The organism is Streptomyces sp. NPDC004752 (assembly GCF_053601275.1).
On sequence record NZ_JBSGBN010000009.1, the window covers coordinates 1 to 20084 of the forward strand.

Consider the following 20084-nt stretch of genomic DNA (forward strand, 5'->3'; position numbering starts at 1 on the left):
TCGCCCCTGGGCGCGCCCGCCGGAGCCGAGGCCCGGCGGCTCGCCCGACGCCGGGTGCGCCCGCGGCCGGACGCCGCGGCCTCCGCCTCGGCGACGCTGCTGTACAGCTCCTCGTCGGGCGCGAAGTCCGGCGCGGGGAGCGCGACCGGCACAGCGGTCTCCGCCGCGACCTCGGCCTCGCTCTCCGCCTCCTGCTCAGCGGTCACGGTCACCTCGGCGACCCCGGCCTCGGCCTCGTGCACATGCCCGTCGCCGCCGCGCCCGCGCTTCTTGCGCTTGCCGCCGCCGCCCACGGACGTCGGCTGCTCCACATGCACGATGACACCGCGGCCGTTGCAGTGGACGCAGGTCTCCGAGAAGGACTCCAGCAGGCCCTGGCCGACCCGCTTGCGGGTCATCTGCACCAGGCCCAGCGAGGTCACCTCGGCCACCTGGTGCTTCGTACGGTCCCGGCCCAGGCACTCCAGCAGCCGCCGCAGCACCAGGTCCCGGTTGGACTCCAGCACCATGTCGATGAAGTCGATGACGATGATGCCGCCGAGGTCGCGCAGCCGCAGCTGGCGCACGATCTCCTCCGCCGCCTCCAGGTTGTTCCTGGTGACGGTCTCCTCCAGGTTGCCGCCCTGACCGGTGAACTTGCCGGTGTTGACGTCGATGACGACCATCGCCTCGGTCCGGTCGATGACCAGCGAACCGCCGCTCGGCAGCCAGACCTTGCGGTCCAGCGCCTTGGCGAGCTGCTCGTCGATCCGGTACGTGGCGAAGACGTCGACCTCGCTGGTCCACCTCTGCAGCCGGTCGGCGAGGTCCGGCGCGACGTGCGCGACGTACCCGTGGACGGTCTGCCATGCCTCGTCACCACTGACGATGACCTTGGAGAAGTCCTCGTTGAAGATGTCGCGCACGACCCGGACGGTCATGTCCGGCTCGCCGTACAGCAGCGAAGGCGCGCTTGAACTGCCGCCGTTCTTCGCCTTCTTCTGGATGTCCTCCCACTGCGCCTGCAGCCGCTCGACGTCCCGGCGCAGCTCTTCCTCGCTCGCGCCCTCGGCGGCGGTGCGCACGATGACGCCCGCGTCCTCGGGGACGATCTTCTTGAGGATGGTCTTCAGCCGCGCCCGCTCGGTGTCGGGCAGCTTGCGGCTGATGCCGGTCATCGAGCCCTCGGGCACGTACACGAGGTAGCGGCCGGGCAGGGAGACCTGGCTGGTCAGACGGGCGCCCTTGTGTCCGATCGGGTCCTTCGTCACCTGGACGAGCACGGACTGCCCGGACTTCAGCGCGGACTCGATGCGGCGCGGGCCGTTCGCGAGCCCGAGCGCCTCGAAGTTGACCTCGCCGGCGTAGAGCACGGCGTTGCGGCCCTTGCCGATGTCGATGAACGCGGCCTCCATCGACGGCAGCACGTTCTGCACCTTGCCGAGGTACACATTTCCGACGTACGAGGTCGACTGCTCCTTGTTGACGTAGTGCTCGACGAGCACGCCGTCCTCCAGGACGCCGATCTGCGTGCGGTCGCCGTTCTGCCGGACGACCATCACGCGCTCCACGGCCTCACGGCGGGCCAGGAACTCGGCCTCGGTGATGATCGGGACGCGACGACGGCCCTGCTCGCGGCCCTCGCGGCGGCGCTGCTTCTTGGCTTCGAGACGCGTGGAGCCCTTGATGGACTGCACCTCGTCGGACGGCTCGGAGGGCTTGCGGGGCTCACGGACCTTGACGACCGTACGCTCCGGGTCGCCCTCGTCGGGCTCGGTGTCGACCGAGGTGTCGCCCGCGCGGCGGCGCCGCCGGCGACGGCGCCGACTGCTGGAGCTGGACCCGGTGCTGTCCTCGGCGTGGACGTCCTCGGCGTCCTCTTCCTCCTGCTCGGCCGTGTCCTCGGCGTCCTGCGACGCCTGCTCGGCGGCGAGTTCGTCGGACTCGGCGTCCGTGTCCTCGCCGCCTTCGCCGTCGGCGGCGTCACCGCGACGACGGCGACGGCCGCCGCGACGGCGACGGCGCCGCGAACCGGACTCCTCCGTCTCGTCGCCGTCGGCGTCGTCGGCCGACTCCTCCGGCTCCTCGGCGGTGTCCTCGACGTGGGTATCGGCACGGGTCTCGGCGTGGGTCTCGACGGCCTGGGCCTCGTCGCCGTAGCCGGTGCCCCGACGCCGCCGACGACGCCGGGTGCCGATCTCGGCCTGCTCCTCGGCGAGTTCCTCGGGCTCCTCCGCCTCGGCGGCGTCCGCGGCTGCTTCGGCGGCGGCCCGCTCCGGGGTCTGGAACCTCGGCTCGGTGAACACGGGCGCCTGGAACACGGCGACGGCGGGCCGCGCGGGCCGACGCGGCGCCTCGGCCTCGGCGTCCTCGGCGGACTCTCGGGCGGACGCCTGTGCGGTCGGCCGCGCAGGCTCGGAGAACCCGGAGGCGGCCTGCCGCACGACGCGACGACGGGTACGGCGCGGGGCGGACTCCTCGGCGGCGGCCCGCGGCACCTCGACGGACTCGACGGCCCTGGTCGCGACCGCGACGGACCCCGCGGCCTCGGCACCGCTCTCGGAGACGGCGCCGCGGTCGGCGGCGCCGGTCCCGGCGACCGCTCCGGCCCCGATGGCGGGACCGCCCTCGGCGTCCGGGACGGTCTCGGGGGCGAGGCCGGTCTCGGCGGCGGGAGCGCCCGCAGGCGCGGACACCCGGCGCGTGGCCCGACGACGGACGCGCCGCACCCCGGTCTCCTCGTCCCCGGCCGGCGCCTCGACGGCGACGGGGGGCGCCGCGGTGACCGGGACCTCGGCGGCCTCGGTGACGGGCACGGCGGCCTCGGCGGCGACCGAAGCACCGGCAGGCGCGGACGCGCGCCGCGAGACACGACGACGCGGACGAGACGCGGGCGCGGGCTCAGGGCTCTCGACGCTGGTCTCGGGGCTCTCGGCGCCGGTCTCGGACGCGGGCGCCCCGACGGTCTCGACGGCCGCGGGAACGACGGTCTCGGCAACAGCGGCCTCGTCGCCGGCCGGAGCACCGGCGGGCGCGGAGGCGCGGCGGGTCGCACGACGACGCGGACGAGCGGCGGGCGCGGGCTCCTCCTCGATGGCCGACGCCGCGGAATCGACCGCGGGCGCCTCGGCAACCGCGGACTCGCTCGCCGTCCGAGCCACTTCAGTCACTTCAGCTTCTTCGGTCCCTTGGATCTCTTCAGTCCCTTGGATCTCTTGGTTCTCTTCGGTCTCTTCGGTCTCTTCGGCCTTGTCCGTCGCAACGGTCACGGGCACCTCGGCGCCCGCCTTCGTCTCGTCGGCGACATCGGTGACCACGGTCTCGTCGGTCACCTCAGCCGCGGCCTCGACCCCGGCAGGCGGACCCGCCGGGCGAGAGGCGGCACGGCGACGCCTGCGCGGCGGCAGGGTGTCGCTGGGGGTATTGGGTTCGGAACCCTCGATGGGTTCGATCGGTTCGAGCATGCGGGCGTTTCTCCCGTCAGGCTCCCGGGCGCCGCGCCTGGTCCGGCGTCGATCCGCTCGATCGACCACCGCTGACGTCCGCGGCCCGCTCGATGCGCGGTGGCCGCCGTCCGGGGCGCGGGCGCCGCACGGGAGCTCTCTGTGTCCTGTCTCGCCGGTTCCGTACGCCATGTTGCGCACGGCCTGGCGAAAGTCTTCTGGTCGGTGCGCTGCCCGACCCAGGTGGCTCCCGAGTACGAGGGCGGCGCTTCGACGCCCGTCCCTACGCGGGACCTTCCGGCACCGGCGCCGTCGCGGCGGCAGCGGCGGCGGCCGGTTGCGGCTCGGTCGCTGCTGCCTCGCGGTCGGGCGCGAGCGGGTCGGTCACCGTGCCGGTCTCTTCATCGAACGGCCCCTGCGCCAGCCTGGTCACCGCTGCGGGGACCGGCGGCGCCAGGTCGGCCACGGCGCGGAGACCGGACAGGACGTCGTCGGGTCGTACGGCAGGCGTCACGTGCCGAACAACCAGCCGCAGTATCGCACAGGGCTGGTCGGTCGGCCTATCGGGCTGCGAACTGTGCGTTTCCGCGCTCGCCAAACACTCCAGATGCGCCACGGCGGCGCGGGCGTCGAACGTGCGCACGCCGTTCTTGGTCGTGCGCTGCACCTCGACGGTACCGGCCTCGGTGAATGCCTTCACCGCGCGTGCCGCCTCGGCCGGGTCGACGCCGTCCAGCCGCAGCTCCCACACGGAGGCCGTCAGCCGGTCGGCGAGCCCCGACGTCCGCGCCTGGACCGCGTCGACGATGTCGAGCCCGCCGGGCAGCGACTCGTCGAGCAGAACACGCAGTGTGTCCGGGTCGCGAGCGTCGGTGAGCGCGATCTCCAGGTACTCCGCCTCACTGCCCGTGCCGGTGGGTGCGGCATTGGCGTACGACACCTTCGGATGCGGCGTGAACCCCGCCGAGTACGCCATCGGCACCTCGGCACGGCGCAGCGCACGCTCGAAGGCGCGCTGGAAGTCACGGTGGCTGGTGAACCGGAGGCGGCCGCGCTTGGTGTAGCGCAGTCGGATGCGCTGCACCGCCGGTGCGGGCGGCGGGCCTTCGGGCTGTCGCTTGCCCAGTGTCGTTCAGTCCTTAGTGAGTGCGGTCGTACTGCTACCAAGAGTACGTGTCGCGGGGTCCGCGAGTTCCCGTCGGTCGACCGGCTCCGGCTGCCGCGGCCCGCCGAACAGGGCCCTGCGGAGATCGGCGCGCACCTGCCGTACCGACTCGCGCGCGCCGGCCAGCGCCTGCCGGGCCACCCGTCCCGCGGCGCGCGCGACCTCGGCGGCGGGCCGCAGGACCGCGTCCCTGACGAGATGCCCGATGGGGGTGAGGACGGTCCGGTACGCCCAGCGAACCGGCTCCACCACGATCCACCGGAAGAGGGTCGCGAGGAACCGCCCGACGGCGCGGGAGACGTACCCGGCGACGCGCCAGGCGTGCCCGAGCGCCGCCCAGGTCTCCCGGGCGACGACGGCGAGGACCCGGCCAGCCGGCACGAGCACCCAGCGCCACAGGGCGAGGGCGGGCAGCACGAGGAGGATGCGGGCCGTCCAGTACAGGACGGCTCCGATGCCGGTGACGAGGGCGCCGACGAGCCAGGCCAGGGCCCGTCCGACGGGCGCGAGGACCCGGGCGTACAGCCATCGCGCGGGGGCGACGAGCAGGTGGCGCAGCAGCCAGGCGACGACGGCGAACACCCCGGTGCCCAGGGCGGCGAGCAGGATTCCGGCGCCCTTCAGGAGCCGGCCGATGCCGCGGCCGACCGGGGCGAGCACGCGCGCGTACAGCCATGCCAGCCCGGCCCCGACCGCCCGCGCGAGCCCGACGAGGGCGTGCCCGGCGGGCGTCAGCACAAACCGGTACAGCCAGCCCAGCGGTACGACGACGAGGATGTGCCCGAGCAGGGCGAGCGCCTTGCCCGCGGGCACGACGACGTACTGCCACAGCGCGACCAGGGGCCGGACGAGGAGGGTCCGGCCGAGCCACAGCAGCGCCCGCCCGAGCGGCCGCAGCACGGAGTCGGTGAGCAGCCGCCCGGCCGCGACCAGCACGTCCCACGCGATCCGCACCGGCACCACCAGCACGAGCACGACGATCCGCACGGGAATCCGGATCGCGACGACGAGACACCCCTGCGGGGCCTGCGGCTCGGGCGGTGGCGGGGACGGCGGTGGAGGTGGCGGCTTTTCGAGATCCATACCGGCGTAGACGCGCCGAACGCCCTTACGGATGCACCGGGCGACCGGGCCCGGTGGGCGTGGTGGGCGTGATGCGTCTGCCGCCGATCACGGCTTCATGTCGTCGGCCCGCGCTGTCACTTCTTGGAGTTGCGCTGTGCGTGCGCACCGTGCCGTGGGCGGAACCGGGTGGAGATCTGGCCGACCAGTTCCCAGAAGCACACCAGGGCGGTGATCGGCGGAATTCCGAGCATCACGTACGACAGCAGCGAACGCGAGGAGTGGCTGACGCACAGCGCCACCGCCATGGCCGAGGCCGCCAGGATGACCCCCCAGGACCGTCGTGCGCTGCGGCGCTGCACCGTCGCCCGCAGGATGGACAGGGCCGCCACGAACCAGGGTCCGTACACCATGAACGGCCACCACTGCGCGAGGTTCGAGGGCAGGACGGACAGGGCGATGGTGCGCAGTTGCCCGTAGGAGTAGGAGACGGACCAGCCCAGCATGGACGCGGCGCACAGTGTGATCGCCGCGATCAGGAGCGTCACATGGGTGACCCGCTGGCCGCCGTCCAGGAAGTGGGATTCCGTGCGCAGTCGCCGTCGGCCGCTTCTGCGGGACAGGCGCCGGGGCGCCCGGGGCGCGGGGTCCGCGACGGCCGCGGTGGACAGCATCCGGGCCAGTTCGTCGTCCAGGTCCCAGCCATGGGCGGTGGCCTCCGGTGCGGTGGGGTGCCAGCTCTGCTGCGTCGGCCGGGACACCGTGTCGTAGGCGGGCTGGGTGAGCGTGTCGGGGTCGGTTCTCAGGGCGTAGTGAAGGTTGTAGCGACCGGCCTCGTCGTAATTCCCGTCCATCCGATAATTCCTCCGCGCTCCCGCTCAGCACGTTCCGTCGAGGGCGCTCAGATATTCGCTTTCCATTTTCCTGATCTTGTCCAGGAAATCATCGAGCAGGTCCGAGCAGTGGTTGGGGCCAGACCCGCCGCCGACCGACCCGCATTCGTCGAGGACCGACGGGTGGTTCATGGCTCCGCATCCCTCTTTCCAGATCACGGTCACTTAACGAGCACAACGGGGGGCCAGGTGTCGGACATTCGGGGGATTGAATCGCCCTCAAGGGGTATCCGGGCGCCTGATGACAACATTTAATACGCGAAGGTATGACCGCGCGGCCGGGTGTCCGGCCGCGCATGTCGGGTTACGTCGACGGGTGTCCGACCGTGCGTGTCGGGTTACGTCGGCGGGTGTTCTCGGCGCGGGCGAGGAGCAGCCGCTCCGCGAGCCGTCAGCGGGCGGGCTGGGCCCGGCCGCCGTCGGAGAGCAACTCGTCGAAGAGCGCCCGGTAGTGCACCATGGCGCCGCGCAGTTGCTCGGTCGTGGCCTGCTGACGGGTGCTGAGCGTCTCGATCTCATGGGCGGACCGGTAGTGCTCAAGAGTGCTGCCGTGTTCCACCGAGAGGTCCTTCATCTGCTGCTCGAACCCCTCGGTCGGGTAGCCGCGTTCGTGCATCAGGGACGTCACCAGCCGGTCCGCGTCGTGCACGGCGTCCCGCGGCCGGTCCACGAACTCCTCCTGAACGCCCCGCCATTCCCCTACGTACCGGTCGCGGGCGGCGGCGGGCAACGGCTTGATCTCCAGGGCGTCGTGTCGCTTCTCCCGCTCCCTGAGTTCGCGTTCACCGGCCATTCGGCCCCCCGATCCCTCGACCGTCCGCTCGTACTCGGGGCCGAAACGCTCACGGAGACGTTGTCGCCTCATCATGAGCGAGGCCGTCACAGCGGCCAGCGCGACGACCAGCACCGCCAGGATGACGATCGCCACAAGCGCGCCTGTTGACATCGGACGCACCTCCTTCGGGGCGTCTCTCGGCGTCTCTCCCGGAATCGGACAACCCCCGGTTTCCCCGTTTCGTCCGATTCAAGCGTCGCGTTTCCGAGCGAGCGCCCAGCCCCGGTGATCAGTCCAGACCCGCCCCAGTGATCGGTTCCGTCCAGAAGGGGCGTCAGCCGTCAGCCGGCAGCCGTCAGCCGTCCGCCGTCCGCCGTCCGCCGTCCGTCAGAGCCTGCCGTCGATGTCGCAGGCGCGGCACGGCGGGCGGCCGCAGGTGCACTGCATGAGGGCCTCGACGACCCCGCGGTCGTGGTACAGGCACTCGTCCTGGCAGGTGTGGCGCGGGATGAACCCCGCCTCGATCTCACCGGGCCACGGCTCATGGCCGTCCCGGCAGCGCGCGAACCGCTCCGGGTCTGTGGAGTGCAGGTCGCGCATGTGCGACCGCGCCTCGTCCTCCAGCCGGCGCACCCGCTCCACCAGGTCCTTCAGTTCGGCGGCGATGCTGGAGTAGCGGTCGGCGCCGGTCCGCACATGGGCCGCCCGCAGCGCCATCGCCGCGTTGCCCAAGAACCGGCCGGCGTCCTGAAGGTCGGTCACGTGATGCAACTGAATGCCGTTCACGCCTCGTACCCATACGGCGTCCATGCTGCTCACTGATCCACCTTCCCGATGTGCACCCCGATCAGCGCGAGACACTGTTGTGCGGTACCGGAAGCCTCCGCACAGAAAAAATGCAACTTATCCAAGAAAGCTAAAGGCACAGACCGCGCACGTCCAGCAAATTCTTGGTGAATCGGCTCACAGCAGGCATCGGCTTACCGCGGTCGGGAGATCTTGATCTCCTCAGCCAAGAACTTGATCTTCCCGGTCAAGAATTGGATCTTCCGGGTCAAGAACTTGATCTCCCCGGTTATCGGGACCTGGATCTTCCCGTTATCGGAATACGGCCTCGGCGAGGGCCAGGCCGAGGTAGACGGACCCGAGTCCCGCGAGGATCGAGACGATCACATTGGCCGCCGCGAGAAACCGCGATCCGGCCTCGGCCAGTCGCAGCGTCTCGTACGAGAACGTGGAGTAGGTGGTCAGGCCGCCGCACAGGCCGGTCCCCACCAGGAGTTGCACATTCTGCGGTACGGCGGTGGCCAGGGCGGCCCCGGTCAGCGCCCCCAGGATCGCCGACCCGACCGCGTTGGCGGCGAAGGTGCCCCAGGGGAAGGCCGTGTCGTGGCGGGCCTCCACGGCCCGGTCGATCAGGTAGCGCAAGGCGGCGCCGACGGCGCCGCCGAGCGCGACGAGCAGGAACCTCATCGGCGTGGTCGCCTCCTCGTCAGGGCGAACCTCGTCAGAGCGAACCGGCGGGCGGCGACCGCACCGATCCGCACGGCGACGAGCGCGAGGACGACGGTCGCCGCCAGATAGGCCAGCGCGAGGCCGCCCCGGTCCTCGCGCACCAGCCGTTCGATGTCGGCGCAGTACGTGGAGAAGGTCGTGTAGCCGCCGAGGACCCCGGTGCCGAAGAACGGGCGCAGCAACGGGTGCGCGGTCCACCCCTCGGTGATCGCCACCAGGAAGACACCGATGACGAGGCATCCGGTGGCGTTCACGCCCAGCGTCGTCCAGGGGAAATCGGCCGCACCGGTCGGCCACAGCAGCGCCGCCGCGTACCGGGAGCAGGCGCCGATCGCCCCGCCCACGGCGATCACGGTCAGTACCCGCGCATGTCCGTGAGGGGCGTCCCGGCGCTGACGAGCCTCTGCCACTGCGGACCTTTCCGGCGGCCGATCGGGCGCGGCGCGAAAGTCCCGGCGCGCGGCCGCCGTGCTCGTGAATCGTACGTGCACCGGCCGCCGGGAGCCCGGCCGCCTCGGATTTGGCACTCGGATTTGGCACTCGGATTTGACACACGGAAGGTGCCGGACGTCTCCTGGAAGAGGGAATTACTCCCGGAGGCTGCGGATGGCGACCTACGAGTATCTGTGCAGCCGGTGCGGGCCTTTCGATGTGAAGCTGGCCATCGGAACGGCACCCATAGCCCATGGCTGCCCTGTCTGCGCAGGCGATGCGAGACGTGTGTTCTCCTCCCCCGGTCTTCCGCGGACCTCGAATGCGGCGGCTGCCCTTCGTGTCCGCGAGGAGCGGTCCCGTGAGGCCCCGGCGGTGGTCTCCGAAATCCCGCCGGGCAGGGGGGTGCGGCAGCCTCCGCACCCCGCGCTCTCGCGGTTGCCGCGTCCCTGATGAGGGAGGTGGTCGACGAGCCGAACGTCTCATTTCGTTCCCCACGAGGGCTGAGGAGGTGCCTCCCCGTGGCGAATGTGGGACTGCTCTTCGTCGGTGCGGTGCTCTTCATGAACGGGCTGATGTTGCTCGGAAAGGTCGAGGCCCGCTCGGGGGCGGTGTTCAACCTTTTCGTGGGCGCGCTCCAGGTGCTGACGCCGACCTACCTGATCTTCGTCGCCGACAACGACCCGAAGAAGATACTGGCGGCGTCCGGAATCTATCTGTTCGGCTTCACCTACCTCTATGTGGGCATCGGCCTCCTGGCCGGCCTCGACACCACCGGCGTGGGCTATTACTCGCTCTTCGTGGCCGTCGCGGCCCTCGGGTACTCGTTCGTCAATTTCCGCCTCGTGAAGGACTACCCGTTCGGAGCCATCTGGCTCTACTGGGCGTTTCTGTGGTTCCTGTTCTTCTTGCTGCTCGGCCTCAAGATGGACGGGCTCACCACCTACACGGGCTGGGTCACGGCGATCGAGGGCTGGGTCACGGGCGTGATTCCCGCCGGTCTGCTGCTGGCCGGCTACTGGAAGCACCCCGACGAGGCCGCCATCGCCCTGGGGATCTTCGCGGTCGTGGTGTTCGGGGCGCTGTGGCCGCTCACCCGGAATTCCCGACACCGTCCGACGTCCGCCGCTCCGACGGCCGAGCTGAGCGCACCTACGTGACCGGACCAGAAGCAATGAGGAAGTCGTCATGCCTGAAGTTCTCTTCACAGTGGACCAGAGCAAATCCATGCGCGACCAGGACGTGCCGGGACACAACAGGTGGCATCCGGATGTCCCCAACGTCACCATGGTCAAGCCAGGAGCGGAGTTCCGCGTGGAGACCCGTGACTGGACCGACTGCCAGATCGGCGACAACGACTCCGCCAACGACGTACGCGACATCGACCTGACCATTCCCCACATGCTCAGCGGGCCGATAGGCGTGGAGGGCGCCGAACCCGGCGACCTGCTCGTCGTCGACATCCTCGACCTCGGTCCCGTGCCGCAGCAGAAGGGGAACGCGGCGGGCCAGGGCTGGGGCTACACCGGGATCTTCGCCAAGGCCAACGGCGGAGGCTTCCTGACGGATTACTTCCCGGACTCCTACAAGGCCATCTGGAACTTCCACGGCCAGCAGGCGGTCTCCCGCCATCTGCCCGGCATCCGTTACACCGGGATCACTCACCCCGGGCTGTTCGGAACGGCGCCGTCGGCCGAGATGCTCGCCCGCTGGAACGCCCGCGAGAAGGCACTGATCGACACCGATCCGAACCGGGTGCCGCCGCTCGCCGTCCCTCCGGACGCCAGCAACGCGCTCGCCGGCAAGGCCACCGGAGACCTCGCCACCCGTATCGCGGCAGAAGGCGCACGCACGGTGCCGGCCCGTGAGAACGGCGGCAACCAGGACATCAAGAACATGACCCGTGGCTCACGGGCCTTCTTCCCCGTATATGTCAAGGACGCCAAGCTCTCCGCAGGCGACCTGCACTTCAGCCAGGGCGACGGAGAGATCAGCTTCTGCGGCGCCATCGAGATGGGCGGTTTCGTCGACTTCCATGTCGACCTGATCAAGGGCGGCATGGAGGCATACGGCATCGCCACCAACCCGGTGTTCATGCCCGGCAACGTCGAGCCGCGGTACACGGAGTTCATCAGTTTCATCGGGGTCTCCGTGGACCACGACACGGACACCAACTTCTACATGGACGCGACGCTGGCCTACCGGCGGGCCTGCCTCAACGCCGTCGAGTACTTCAAGAAGTTCGGCTACAGCGGCGAGCAGGCATACCTGCTGCTCGGCTCCGCGCCCATCGAGGGACGCATCAGCGGCATCGTCGACATCCCCAACGCATGCTGCTCGCTCTACGTACCCACCGCCATGTTCGACTTCGACGTCCGGCCCACCGCCGCGGGCCCGACGAAGGCCGACCGCGGCCAGTGCGCCCTGACCAGCGCCTGACCCCCGCACGACGGCCCCGCAGGCCCGACCTGCGGGACCGTCGCCGATCTGACCTAGGGCTGCCCCCGGCACAGGACCGGGGCAGCCCTCTCGCTCACTGAGCGGCGAAGCCGACAAACGCGGTCCAAGCCTCAGCATCGACGGCGAGGCCACAACGGGCTATGTCCTTGGAGTCACGAACGTGGACGATATGAGGGGATATGGCGACCTCGATGCACTCCCCGCCCGAGCCCGTGCTGTAACTGCTCTTGAACCACGCCAACGCAGACGCGGTGGACTTCTCGGCGTTCATTGTTCTCCCAGCAACTCTTCGACGAAGGCCAGTGACGCGCGTGGGGTGACTGCTTGGGCCCTGAGAATGCCGTACTGCTCCTCAAGCTCCCGGACTGCCTTGCGCTCTGTATGCAAACGACTGTCCTTGTACCCCTCCACGTAAGCGATCCTCCGTCCGTCACGCGTCTCGATCAAGGTGAAGGGCCCCTCAAGTCCAGCATGCTCCTCCAAGTCCACTGGCATCACTTGGATTTCGACATTGCGACACTGGCCGTAGAGCAGGACATGCTCCAACTGACCCCGCATGACAGCCCGACCCCCGAGTGGCCTCCTCAGCACTGACTCCTCGATGACGAAGCTGATGGTGGGCTGTGGCATGCGAGCGAAGATCTCCTGCCTGGCGAGGCGGGCCGCCACACGCTCCTCAATGACGTCCTGCGCCAGCAACGGCCGCCACATGGTGAACACCGCGCGCGCGTACTCCTCGGCCTGGAGCAGCCCCGGCACAGCCTTCGTCGCGTACACATGCAGCTCAACCGCCTCCCCCTCCAACCGAGCCGCGTCCCGGAAGAACGCCGGGTACTGGGCCCGAGCCACCTCCTCCTTCATCTCCAGAAGGACCCCGCCCGCGTCCAGCACCTCGTCCGCCTGGTCGATGAACCTCGGTGGCGGAACCCGGCGTCCCTGCTCGTACGCGGCGATGGTCGAGACCGAATAGCCCGTCAGCGAGCCGAATTCGGGCCGCTCCAGGCCCGCCCGCACCCGGAACCGCTTCAACTGACGCCCGAAGACCCGCAGGACACCGGAGCCGACGTCCGGTTCAGGATGCCGCTCGTCGCCGTCACCACTCGCGGACGCCTCGTCCACCAGCCCCGTCGGTTCACTCATCCTCGTACCACCTCCCTCGGCCAACGCGCCCCCGCGCAGGCCGTCACGCTCTGTCCCGCCTACACCCGCACACCGGCCACCTACAGCGACTCTCCGTGTGCGTGCCGTATCTGGTCACGCTAGGACCGCACCGGCAGCGTGGGCCACATGAACAGCCGAATCTCCACCCCCCGGGTTCACACCCCCGGCGCCGAGGCCGACACCCGCCGCCCCCGCCACGAGTTCGCGATGGCCTTCACCTCCTCCCCTCGCGGCGCACGCCTCGCCCGCAGGCTGGTCTCCCAACGAATGGACACGTGGGGCCACCCGTACGGCGGCCGGGTCAACGACACCCTCACGCTGATCACCGCCGAGCTGGCCGCCAACGCCGTACGGCACGGGCACGTCGCCGGACGGGACTTCCACGTCCGGCTCACTCACGGCACCGATGTCCTGCGGGTCGAGGTCACCGACACCCGAACCGAACGCGTCCCGGTGCTCTCCGATCTGGAACCGTCCGGCGACGCGGAGTCCGGCCGGGGTCTGCTGATCGTCGCGGGGCTGGCGACCCACTGGGCGGTCGCCCCGCGCGTGGGTGCGCCGGGCAAGACGGCCTGGGCGGAATTGCGCCTGACGTGAGGCGGGCGGGACCCGGCCATCGGGAACCGTGTTCACGCCAACGGCCGGGCGGGACTGGCCCATTGCACCGCTGGTGTCAGTGCCGGGCGCCGGTGTGGCTGTCGGGCATGTCGGTCTCGTACCCCCCTATACCGGATCTCCGTCGTCGACGAGGACCAAGGTGTTGCGCGCGGTACCAGGATTCCCCGAGGACGGGAAAGGTCTGTGAAGGGGACTTGACTTGGACCAAGCCCCCATTCCCCTCATGAGCGGCGGCCAGCCGTTGGGCGAGTGCGCCCGGTCACGACTTCAGGGGGGCCATCAGTTCGTCCTCGGCCGGGTAGGGCCGCTCCCTGGGCAGCAGTCGGGTCGCGGGTTCCAGGTCGCCCCTGCTGACGAGCGCGTGGATTTCGCGGGCGAGCGGAGTGACGTCGCTGATGGAGACCGTCCACTCGTCCGCGTAGCGGCGTACGGCCTCACCGGAGAGCCCGAGTTGCAGTGAGCGGTAAGGCAGGGGCCGGAGGTGCAGATCACGCTCGGGGTCCCACTGGACACGGGCCGGTGCACGCTTCAACTGGCGCTGCCAGGTGCTTCGGTCGGGATGCAGCCCAGGTACGTAGCTCGACAGACACGCGTTGCGCAGCGCCCACTCGAAGCCCTCGCGAGTGATCTCGACGGCAAGGACCGTCTCCTGCCCCATCTTCGTGCCCCAGCCGCAGCGGTACATCATCCACAGGAACGACGGCTTGATCCACGTCATTCGGTCCCGCTTCCACGCGGCGGGGAACCGGCCCTGGCGAACCGCAGGCAGGCCGATCTCCGGGGAGTACGCCTGGTACACGATGATCGTGGATGCTGTGTGTAGCGCGCGGATCCTGCGTTGCGGTTCTTCCATGGCGTACAGGGTGAGGCCGACCGGCTCCCGCCGACCATCGATTTTCGACTGTGCCGGGGCGGCGCGTTCAGGTCGCGGCCTCGCTCGCCCCTGACAGCGCATCGCCAATACGCCCAGAGCCTCACTCACGTCTGTGAGCGTGTCCGCTGGGGGCCGGCGCAGCATTCTTGACCGCCAGGGGAAGCAACTTCCGGCCGGTCGGGCCGATTTGGATCTGAGTGTCCATCTGAGGGCACGCCCAGCGCTACGAAGCCAGTGGCATTACTCCACTTCGATGCCGTAGTCCTGGACGAGTTGCTCCAGACCTCCGGTGTACCCCTTCCCACCAAGCACGAAGTCCCAGTCACCATTTGGTCTGTGTCGGAAGGAACCGAGCACCAACGCCGTTTCACCGGAGCGGCCGTCGGAGACCTCAAGACGGCCGAGTTCAGTCCGCGCCGGGTCGAGCAAGCGGATACAGGCATCGGTGAAACCTGACAGATCGGCGTCCGGGTTCATCTCCGGATCAACAGCTGCCACCAGAACGAACCGATCAGCGTCCTCGGGCAACGTGTCGAAGGAGACGCGTATGGCCGCCTTGTCCGGCATCGCAGCCGGCACCGCACGCACCGAGCCGTCTGGGGTCTGGAGGTTGTTGAAGAAGACGAAGTACTCCTCACTGAGGACTCGGTTGCCACGGCAGACCAGTGCGCAGACGTCCAGCGCGACGCTGCCGGACCACGTCATGCCCAGCACGTTGTAGTCATCGGGCGGAGTCGCGGGACCGGAAGGCGTCGGCTGCGCGGGGGCCGGTCGCCCGCCCTCTGCCAACCGTCCACGGAGCCCGTGCCGGTGCAGCAGGTCGACGAGTTCGGTGCCCGGGATCAGCTCCAGTGGCTTGCCGCGGGCGAAGGTGTGCGAGCCGGGGCCGAAGCCCGAAGTGGTCACCAGAACGCCCTTGTTGGCGCCGATGTCCTGGACCGTGCCGTACAGGTCACGTACCGCGGTGGGTGGCACGGTGTTGCGGTAGCGCTTCACCTGGACGATGATCTTGCCGCCCCGGATGGGAGTCGGGTCCAGCGCGTCGACATCCACGCCACCGTCGTTCGATCGCTGTGTCGTCACCGCCTGCATCCCCATGGCGCGGAAAAGGTCGGCGACGAGGGACTCGAAGGCGATCGGATCCATGTCGTACAGGTCCGGCTCCTCTTCACCTCCGCCATGGGCGACGACATGGTTGCCGACGTCCTGGGGCTGTCGGCTGGGGCGTACGGAGGTGAGTTGGTCGGGCCGGGTCGTGAGCTGTCCCCGTAGCGCCCCCGTCAGGCAGCTGGTCGCGTCCACCTGCTCCAGATGCAGGTCGGTGAAGGCCGCTCGCTGGGCCATGACGGTCGCCAGGAAGATGTGCGCCCGCCTGCCTGTCGCAGGATCATGGGCATCCACGAAGCCGTTCAGCGCGACCGAGTCGAGGATGCCGTACTCGTCCGCCGCGAAGAGCTGGTGCAGGACCAACAGCACGCTCTGTGCCAGCACCTCCCGGTACAGCGCACGGCGCTGCGTCACGGGACGCGCCGTTTCCTTGTCCTGGTCCTGGGCCGACACGTACCTCACCGATTTCGCTTCCGGAACAACGTCGTACCCGGGCAGCTCCCAGTCCAGTACCAACTGCCGCGCCGCCGAATCGAAGGCCGCCGCCACCTGCCGGGGAAAGCCGTCGGGCCAGGCAGCGGACGAGTACAGGGCAGCCGAGAAGTACTCGACCACAGAATCGGGGTCGCCCCGCCGGACACCCGCGGTGGCCTCGGTGATGCCGGCGTTGTGCCGACGGACCTCGGCTCGTTGCGCCTCGGCCCTCTGGTCGTAGTCGCGCTGGGCGGCGGCTAACTGCTGCTGTCGCTGCGCCTCTACAGCCTGTGCCGCGTGCCAGTCGCGCTCAAAGCGGGATCGCGCCTCAGCCTGCGCCTGGGCACGCCGGTTGGCCGTCCAGCCGCCCTGCGCCTGGTACTGGTTCGGATCCGGCATGCGCACGGGCCATGCGAGCTGGCCGGGGTCGAACGGCGGAATGTCTTCCACACGCATCAGGGATGACGCCCTGAAGGCCGACGCCTGGCATCCCGCGGTCAGAAGCCCCTGCAAGGTAGCGACCTGCGCATCCAGCTCTTCGGTACGCCGCCTGGCCTCCGCCTGCCGATACTCCCGGTGCCCCTGAGCGACACGTCGTTGATAGTCCCGTGCTTGTCGGGCTTCCTCTCGGCGTCGCCTTTGCTCGGCTTCGATCTGCCGCTGGTACTGGCGCTGCGCTTCAGCCCAAGTGTTGACGAAACCAGCAGAGCGACGACTCATGCGCTCAGGCCCTCCCCAGGACGTCGGCAGCGCCGACCGAACTCTGGTTGCCCCCGCAACCAGTTGTGACAAACCGACTTTATCCAGCAATCGCCGTCCTGGATATCAACTTGCCAAGGGCAACTGGAATCAGCAGTGCGCGCAGGTCACCTGCATGCGTACAGGGAGATGAGACCGTGTACCGCGCGGACGGCAGATCCACTACAGACACCACAGAGCCCCCTCCGTATCGAAGGGGGCTCCAAGAGGTCTCCGGCAAGCCTCACCGTGTCGCGGAGCCTCAGAGCTCAGACCCACTCCACTTCCGAGTGGATGTCCAAGACGCCTCCAGGACTCGGCAGACGCGTATGAGCCCTCACCGGCTGCACGGGCCGCCGACGGCCAGAAGCACCGACAGCAGCCAAGGCGGCAGCCACCTCGTCCTCACCAGCCCCCGCCAGGGCATCAGCAATCCGCCCCAGCGCCTCACTCACGTCAGTGCGCGTGTCCGCTGGGGGCCGGCGCAGCGTTCTTGACCGCCAGGGGAAGCAACTTCCGGCCGGTCGGGCCGATTTGGATCTGGGTGTCCATCTGCGGGCATATGGACACAGGTGTAAAACCAACTCTAGCCTTCCTGACATGGGGAAATCACGCAGCCGCACCGCGGCTGAGCAGAAGGCATACGACGTCGAGGCAGAGTGGACCGCCACCGATCTGGCCCTGTTGGAGCAGCTGAAGAGGGCTGAAGCGTTGCTGCCCGAGGACGCTCCGAGGGCGCTGTTATCCGTCCGCCTCTCCGTACTCACGGAGGACACCACATCGCCCGTCCGCCAGGAACTCGATCTCCGGATGCTGGCAAGGGAGAGGGGCTGCCGGGTCGTTGGCGTCGCCAGCGACCTGAACGTCAGCGCGACGAAGGTTCCGCCGTGGAAGCGCAAGCAACTCGGCGACTGGCTCAACAACCGCGTGCCCGAGTTCGACGTGCTGATGTTCTGGAAGCTCGACCGGTTCGTACGTCGGCTCTCGGACCTGGCCACCGTGATCGACTGGTGCCTGAAGTACGAGAAGAACCTGATCTCCAAGAACGACAGTATCGACCTGACCACCACGGCCGGGAAGATCATGGTCACCATCATCGGCGGCATCGCGGAGATCGAGGCCGCGAACACCAGCACCCGCGTGGCCAGCCTCTGGGACTACGCGAAGACCCAACAAGACTGGCTCATCGGCAAGCCCGCCTACGGCTACATGACGGACGTGGACGAGAACGGGAAAGTCGTTCTGGTCCACGACCCTACGGCGTACCGCGCTCTGCACTGGGCGCACCATATGGCGATCCGTGGAGTGTCCGCCAGGCGGATGGTCATGGTGCTCGTTCGGTCCGGGATGTGCGGCCCCGGCCTCACCGTCGCCACTCTGTTGCGCAGGCTCAGGAATCCCGCTCTCCTGGGCTACCGGGTGGAGGAGCTGAAGAACGGAGGGCAACGCCGATCGAAACTGATCCTGGGCACTGACGGCAAGCCCATCAAGGTCGCCGAACCCGTCTTCACCGAGGACGAGTTCAACAGTCTCGGTGCAGCTCTCGACCAGCGCATGAAGAACCAGCCAGCCCGCCAGCCAGGCGGCGCAACCAAGTTCCTGGGCGTGCTCCTCTGCGCCGACTGTGACAGCAACATGATCGTGCAGGTGACGAGGAACAACTTCGGGGTCTACCCGTATCTCCGCTGCCAGAAGTGCAAGAGCGGTGGACGTGGCGCGCCCAACCCCATGGGGGTCTACGAACAGCTTGTTGCAGACGTGCTGTCTGTCCTCGGAGACGAGCCGGTACAGACGCGGGAGTACGCCAAGGGGGCCGAGGCGCGCAGGGAGGTTGAGCGACTAGAAGGCTCGATCGCCTACTACATGAAGGAGCTGGAGCCCGGAGGCCGCTTCGCCAAGACACGATTCACGAAGGAACAGGCCGAGAAGACCTTGGACAAGCTGATTGCCGACCTGGAAGCGATCGACCCCGAGACGACCCAAGACCGTTGGGTGAACGTCCACAACGGCAAGACATTCCGCGAACGTTGGGAAGAGGGCGGGATGGAAGCCATGGGCGCGGACCTGCTTCGGGTGGGCGTAAAGTGCAAGATCACGCGTACCAAGGTGAAGGGCGTCCGCGCTCCGCACATCCACATGAAGGTCATGATCCCCAAGGACGTGCGAGAACGTCTGATCATCAAGGAAGACGGCTTCGCAGCCGCCGCGTCTCTGCGAGGTCTTCGGCGACCCCTGCGGCGATGAGAGCAGCGCCCGGGGTATGGCCGTACCCGGCGTAGCGCCAGTGCCGTTCGGTGACTGTGTCGGGAGTCTCGGTGTGGCCCATGTGGTGGGCGCGTTCGGCGCGGAGTGCTGCGTAGGTAGGGGAGTAGGCGCGGGATTTGGTGAGGATGTGGCCCCGGTAGCCGAGGGTGTGAGTCCAGTCCCGGAGGCGGAGGGGTGCGTACTCGGGGAGGCCGCCGAGGCGCCAGCAGGCCCGCATGAGGGTGCGAACGTGTCCGCTGACGGGTGCCGACTCGATGTCGTCCCAGGTGGTGACTGGGTGGTCAGTGCCGGCGCCTGTCTCGCTGGCTCCCTTGGTGACGTACTTGGCCACGTACGCGGCGACCGCGTCATCATCGGGTCCGTCGCCGTTGGCGCGCAGGGGCCGGGCGTCGACCTGGGCGCCCCAGCACAACGCCAGCTCACCCACGGCCGCGCTGTAGGGCGTGTGGACCAGGACCCGCCGGGCGGAGATGCACACCGCCTCGATGAGCAGCTCCGCACTGGCCCAGGCCGGGGGTTCATCATCAGGTCCGCCCGGACCGTCGAGGCGGACGACGGCATGTACGTGGACCGCTGCCCGTTTCTGGTACTCGGCGACGCGGGCGAAGGAGAGCCGGGCGTACCGTGCGAACTGTGACTGCACGAGGCCGACCGAGGAGGCCAGGCGCCGCCGGACGTCGATGACGAACCGGTCCCACAGCTTGGAGGCGTGCGCGTGCCACAGCACGTGGGCGGAGTAGTCGTAGCAGTCGGCACACAGAGGCTGGCCGATGGCCGGAGCGTCCGGGGAGTGAACGGCACGGCAGCCGATCGAGCGTCCGTGCTCGCAAGTTCCGCCGTCGCGGCGGGGGCGGCAGATTTCCCCAGCCCAGTGCACGGGGCCGAAGGACGGGGCGGTCAGGGTGACGAAGAGCCGGGGCCGGTACCGGACCGTGGCGGGGACCTTCTTGCCGCCGAGCAGGCCCGCGCGGACCAGATGGAAGGTGTCTCCCGCATGGAGGTGGGAGCAGGCGGGGCAGATGGTCGCGCGGCGGTTGCGGCAGCGGACCAGAAGCCGTTCACCGGGTTCGGTGCGGGTGTCGTAGTGGTGGAGGATCTCGCCGGTTGTGCCGTCCAGGGTGGT

The 20084-nt window shown here is 69.1% G+C and carries 19 protein-coding genes; 5 read left to right on the plus strand and 14 right to left on the minus strand.

The features are described 5' to 3' along the window. The 9 genes from ACWEKM_RS05840 to crcB (ACWEKM_RS05880) all read right to left on the minus strand — a co-directional run. A partial coding sequence (locus tag ACWEKM_RS05840; RefSeq protein ID WP_451619913.1) for an Rne/Rng family ribonuclease occupies positions 1-3443 on the minus strand: 3443 nt, incomplete at its 3' end. Between the two features lie 262 nt (positions 3444-3705). Then, positions 3706-4506 carry a TIGR03936 family radical SAM-associated protein gene (locus ACWEKM_RS05845; RefSeq protein ID WP_451619914.1) on the minus strand — a complete coding sequence of 267 codons (801 nt, stop codon included), beginning with the start codon at positions 4504-4506 and terminating at the stop codon, positions 3706-3708. 48 nt (positions 4507-4554) lie between these two features. After that, the gene (locus tag ACWEKM_RS05850; RefSeq protein ID WP_451619915.1) at positions 4555-5670 is read right to left on the minus strand and encodes a hypothetical protein; all 1116 of its coding nucleotides are present in this window, start codon (positions 5668-5670) and stop codon (positions 4555-4557) included. A gap of 116 nt (positions 5671-5786) precedes the next feature. Beyond that, a complete protein-coding gene (locus ACWEKM_RS05855) occupies positions 5787-6503 on the minus strand; it encodes a DUF2637 domain-containing protein (RefSeq protein WP_451619916.1) in 717 nt (238 codons plus the stop codon). Positions 6504-6527: 24 nt separating this feature from the next. Then, positions 6528-6707, minus strand: coding sequence for a hypothetical protein (locus ACWEKM_RS05860; protein WP_451619917.1), 180 nt, complete (start codon positions 6705-6707; stop codon positions 6528-6530). A gap of 226 nt (positions 6708-6933) precedes the next feature. Then, the gene (locus ACWEKM_RS05865; RefSeq protein ID WP_451619918.1) at positions 6934-7488 is read right to left on the minus strand and encodes a hypothetical protein; all 555 of its coding nucleotides are present in this window, start codon (positions 7486-7488) and stop codon (positions 6934-6936) included. A gap of 216 nt (positions 7489-7704) precedes the next feature. Further along, positions 7705-8127: a hypothetical protein gene (locus ACWEKM_RS05870; RefSeq protein ID WP_451619999.1), complete on the minus strand. Its 423-nt coding sequence runs from the start codon at positions 8125-8127 to the stop codon at positions 7705-7707. A gap of 288 nt (positions 8128-8415) precedes the next feature. Beyond that, the gene (crcB, locus tag ACWEKM_RS05875) at positions 8416-8790 is read right to left on the minus strand and encodes a fluoride efflux transporter CrcB (RefSeq protein ID WP_451619919.1); all 375 of its coding nucleotides are present in this window, start codon (positions 8788-8790) and stop codon (positions 8416-8418) included. Beyond that, entirely contained in the window at positions 8787-9242 is a 456-nt protein-coding gene (crcB, locus tag ACWEKM_RS05880) for a fluoride efflux transporter CrcB (protein WP_451619920.1), read from the minus strand. Before crcB (ACWEKM_RS05880) ends, crcB (ACWEKM_RS05875) begins: the two co-directional genes overlap by 4 nt. Positions 9243-9438: 196 nt before the next feature. Between crcB (ACWEKM_RS05880) and ACWEKM_RS05885 the strand changes: the two genes are divergently transcribed. The 3 genes from ACWEKM_RS05885 to fmdA all read left to right on the plus strand — a co-directional run bounded on the left by ACWEKM_RS05885 (position 9439) and on the right by fmdA (position 11703). After that, positions 9439-9717, plus strand: a complete 279-nt coding sequence (locus tag ACWEKM_RS05885; RefSeq protein ID WP_451619921.1) for an FmdB family zinc ribbon protein — start codon at positions 9439-9441, stop codon at positions 9715-9717. A gap of 68 nt (positions 9718-9785) precedes the next feature. Beyond that, the gene (locus ACWEKM_RS05890) at positions 9786-10424 is read left to right on the plus strand and encodes an AmiS/UreI family transporter (protein ID WP_451619922.1); all 639 of its coding nucleotides are present in this window, start codon (positions 9786-9788) and stop codon (positions 10422-10424) included. A 28-nt stretch (positions 10425-10452) separates the two neighbouring features. Further along, the gene (gene fmdA / locus ACWEKM_RS05895; protein ID WP_451619923.1) at positions 10453-11703 is read left to right on the plus strand and encodes a formamidase; all 1251 of its coding nucleotides are present in this window, start codon (positions 10453-10455) and stop codon (positions 11701-11703) included. A 94-nt stretch (positions 11704-11797) separates the two neighbouring features. Here the strand turns inward: fmdA and ACWEKM_RS05900 are convergent, their stop codons facing one another. Then, the gene (locus ACWEKM_RS05900; protein WP_451619924.1) at positions 11798-11995 is read right to left on the minus strand and encodes a DUF397 domain-containing protein; all 198 of its coding nucleotides are present in this window, start codon (positions 11993-11995) and stop codon (positions 11798-11800) included. Then, positions 11992-12864, minus strand: coding sequence for a helix-turn-helix domain-containing protein (locus ACWEKM_RS05905; protein ID WP_451619925.1), 873 nt, complete (start codon positions 12862-12864; stop codon positions 11992-11994). The genes ACWEKM_RS05900 and ACWEKM_RS05905 overlap by 4 nt, the downstream gene beginning before the upstream one ends. Positions 12865-13011: 147 nt before the next feature. On the opposite strand from ACWEKM_RS05905, the gene ACWEKM_RS05910 reads away from it, so the two are divergent. Then, a complete protein-coding gene (locus ACWEKM_RS05910; RefSeq protein WP_451619926.1) occupies positions 13012-13482 on the plus strand; it encodes an ATP-binding protein in 471 nt (156 codons plus the stop codon). A 280-nt stretch (positions 13483-13762) separates the two neighbouring features. Here ACWEKM_RS05910 and ACWEKM_RS05915 read toward each other — a convergent pair whose 3' ends face one another. Together ACWEKM_RS05915 and ACWEKM_RS05920 are read right to left on the minus strand one after the other, a co-directional pair. Beyond that, positions 13763-14356: a DUF4291 domain-containing protein gene (locus ACWEKM_RS05915; protein WP_451619927.1), complete on the minus strand. Its 594-nt coding sequence runs from the start codon at positions 14354-14356 to the stop codon at positions 13763-13765. 261 nt (positions 14357-14617) lie between these two features. Then, entirely contained in the window at positions 14618-16678 is a 2061-nt protein-coding gene (locus ACWEKM_RS05920) for a restriction endonuclease (protein WP_451619928.1), read from the minus strand. 618 nt (positions 16679-17296) lie between these two features. Between ACWEKM_RS05920 and ACWEKM_RS05925 the strand changes: the two genes are divergently transcribed. Then, on the plus strand, positions 17297-18940 hold the full coding sequence (locus ACWEKM_RS05925; protein ID WP_451619929.1) for a recombinase family protein: 1644 nt from the start codon (positions 17297-17299) through the stop codon (positions 18938-18940). On the opposite strand, the gene ACWEKM_RS05930 is transcribed toward ACWEKM_RS05925, so the two are convergent. Further along, positions 18876-20078 carry a replication initiator gene (locus ACWEKM_RS05930; RefSeq protein WP_451620000.1) on the minus strand — a complete coding sequence of 401 codons (1203 nt, stop codon included), beginning with the start codon at positions 20076-20078 and terminating at the stop codon, positions 18876-18878. The two genes, ACWEKM_RS05925 and ACWEKM_RS05930, sit on opposite strands and share 65 nt — an antisense overlap. Positions 20079-20084 lie beyond the last annotated feature (6 nt).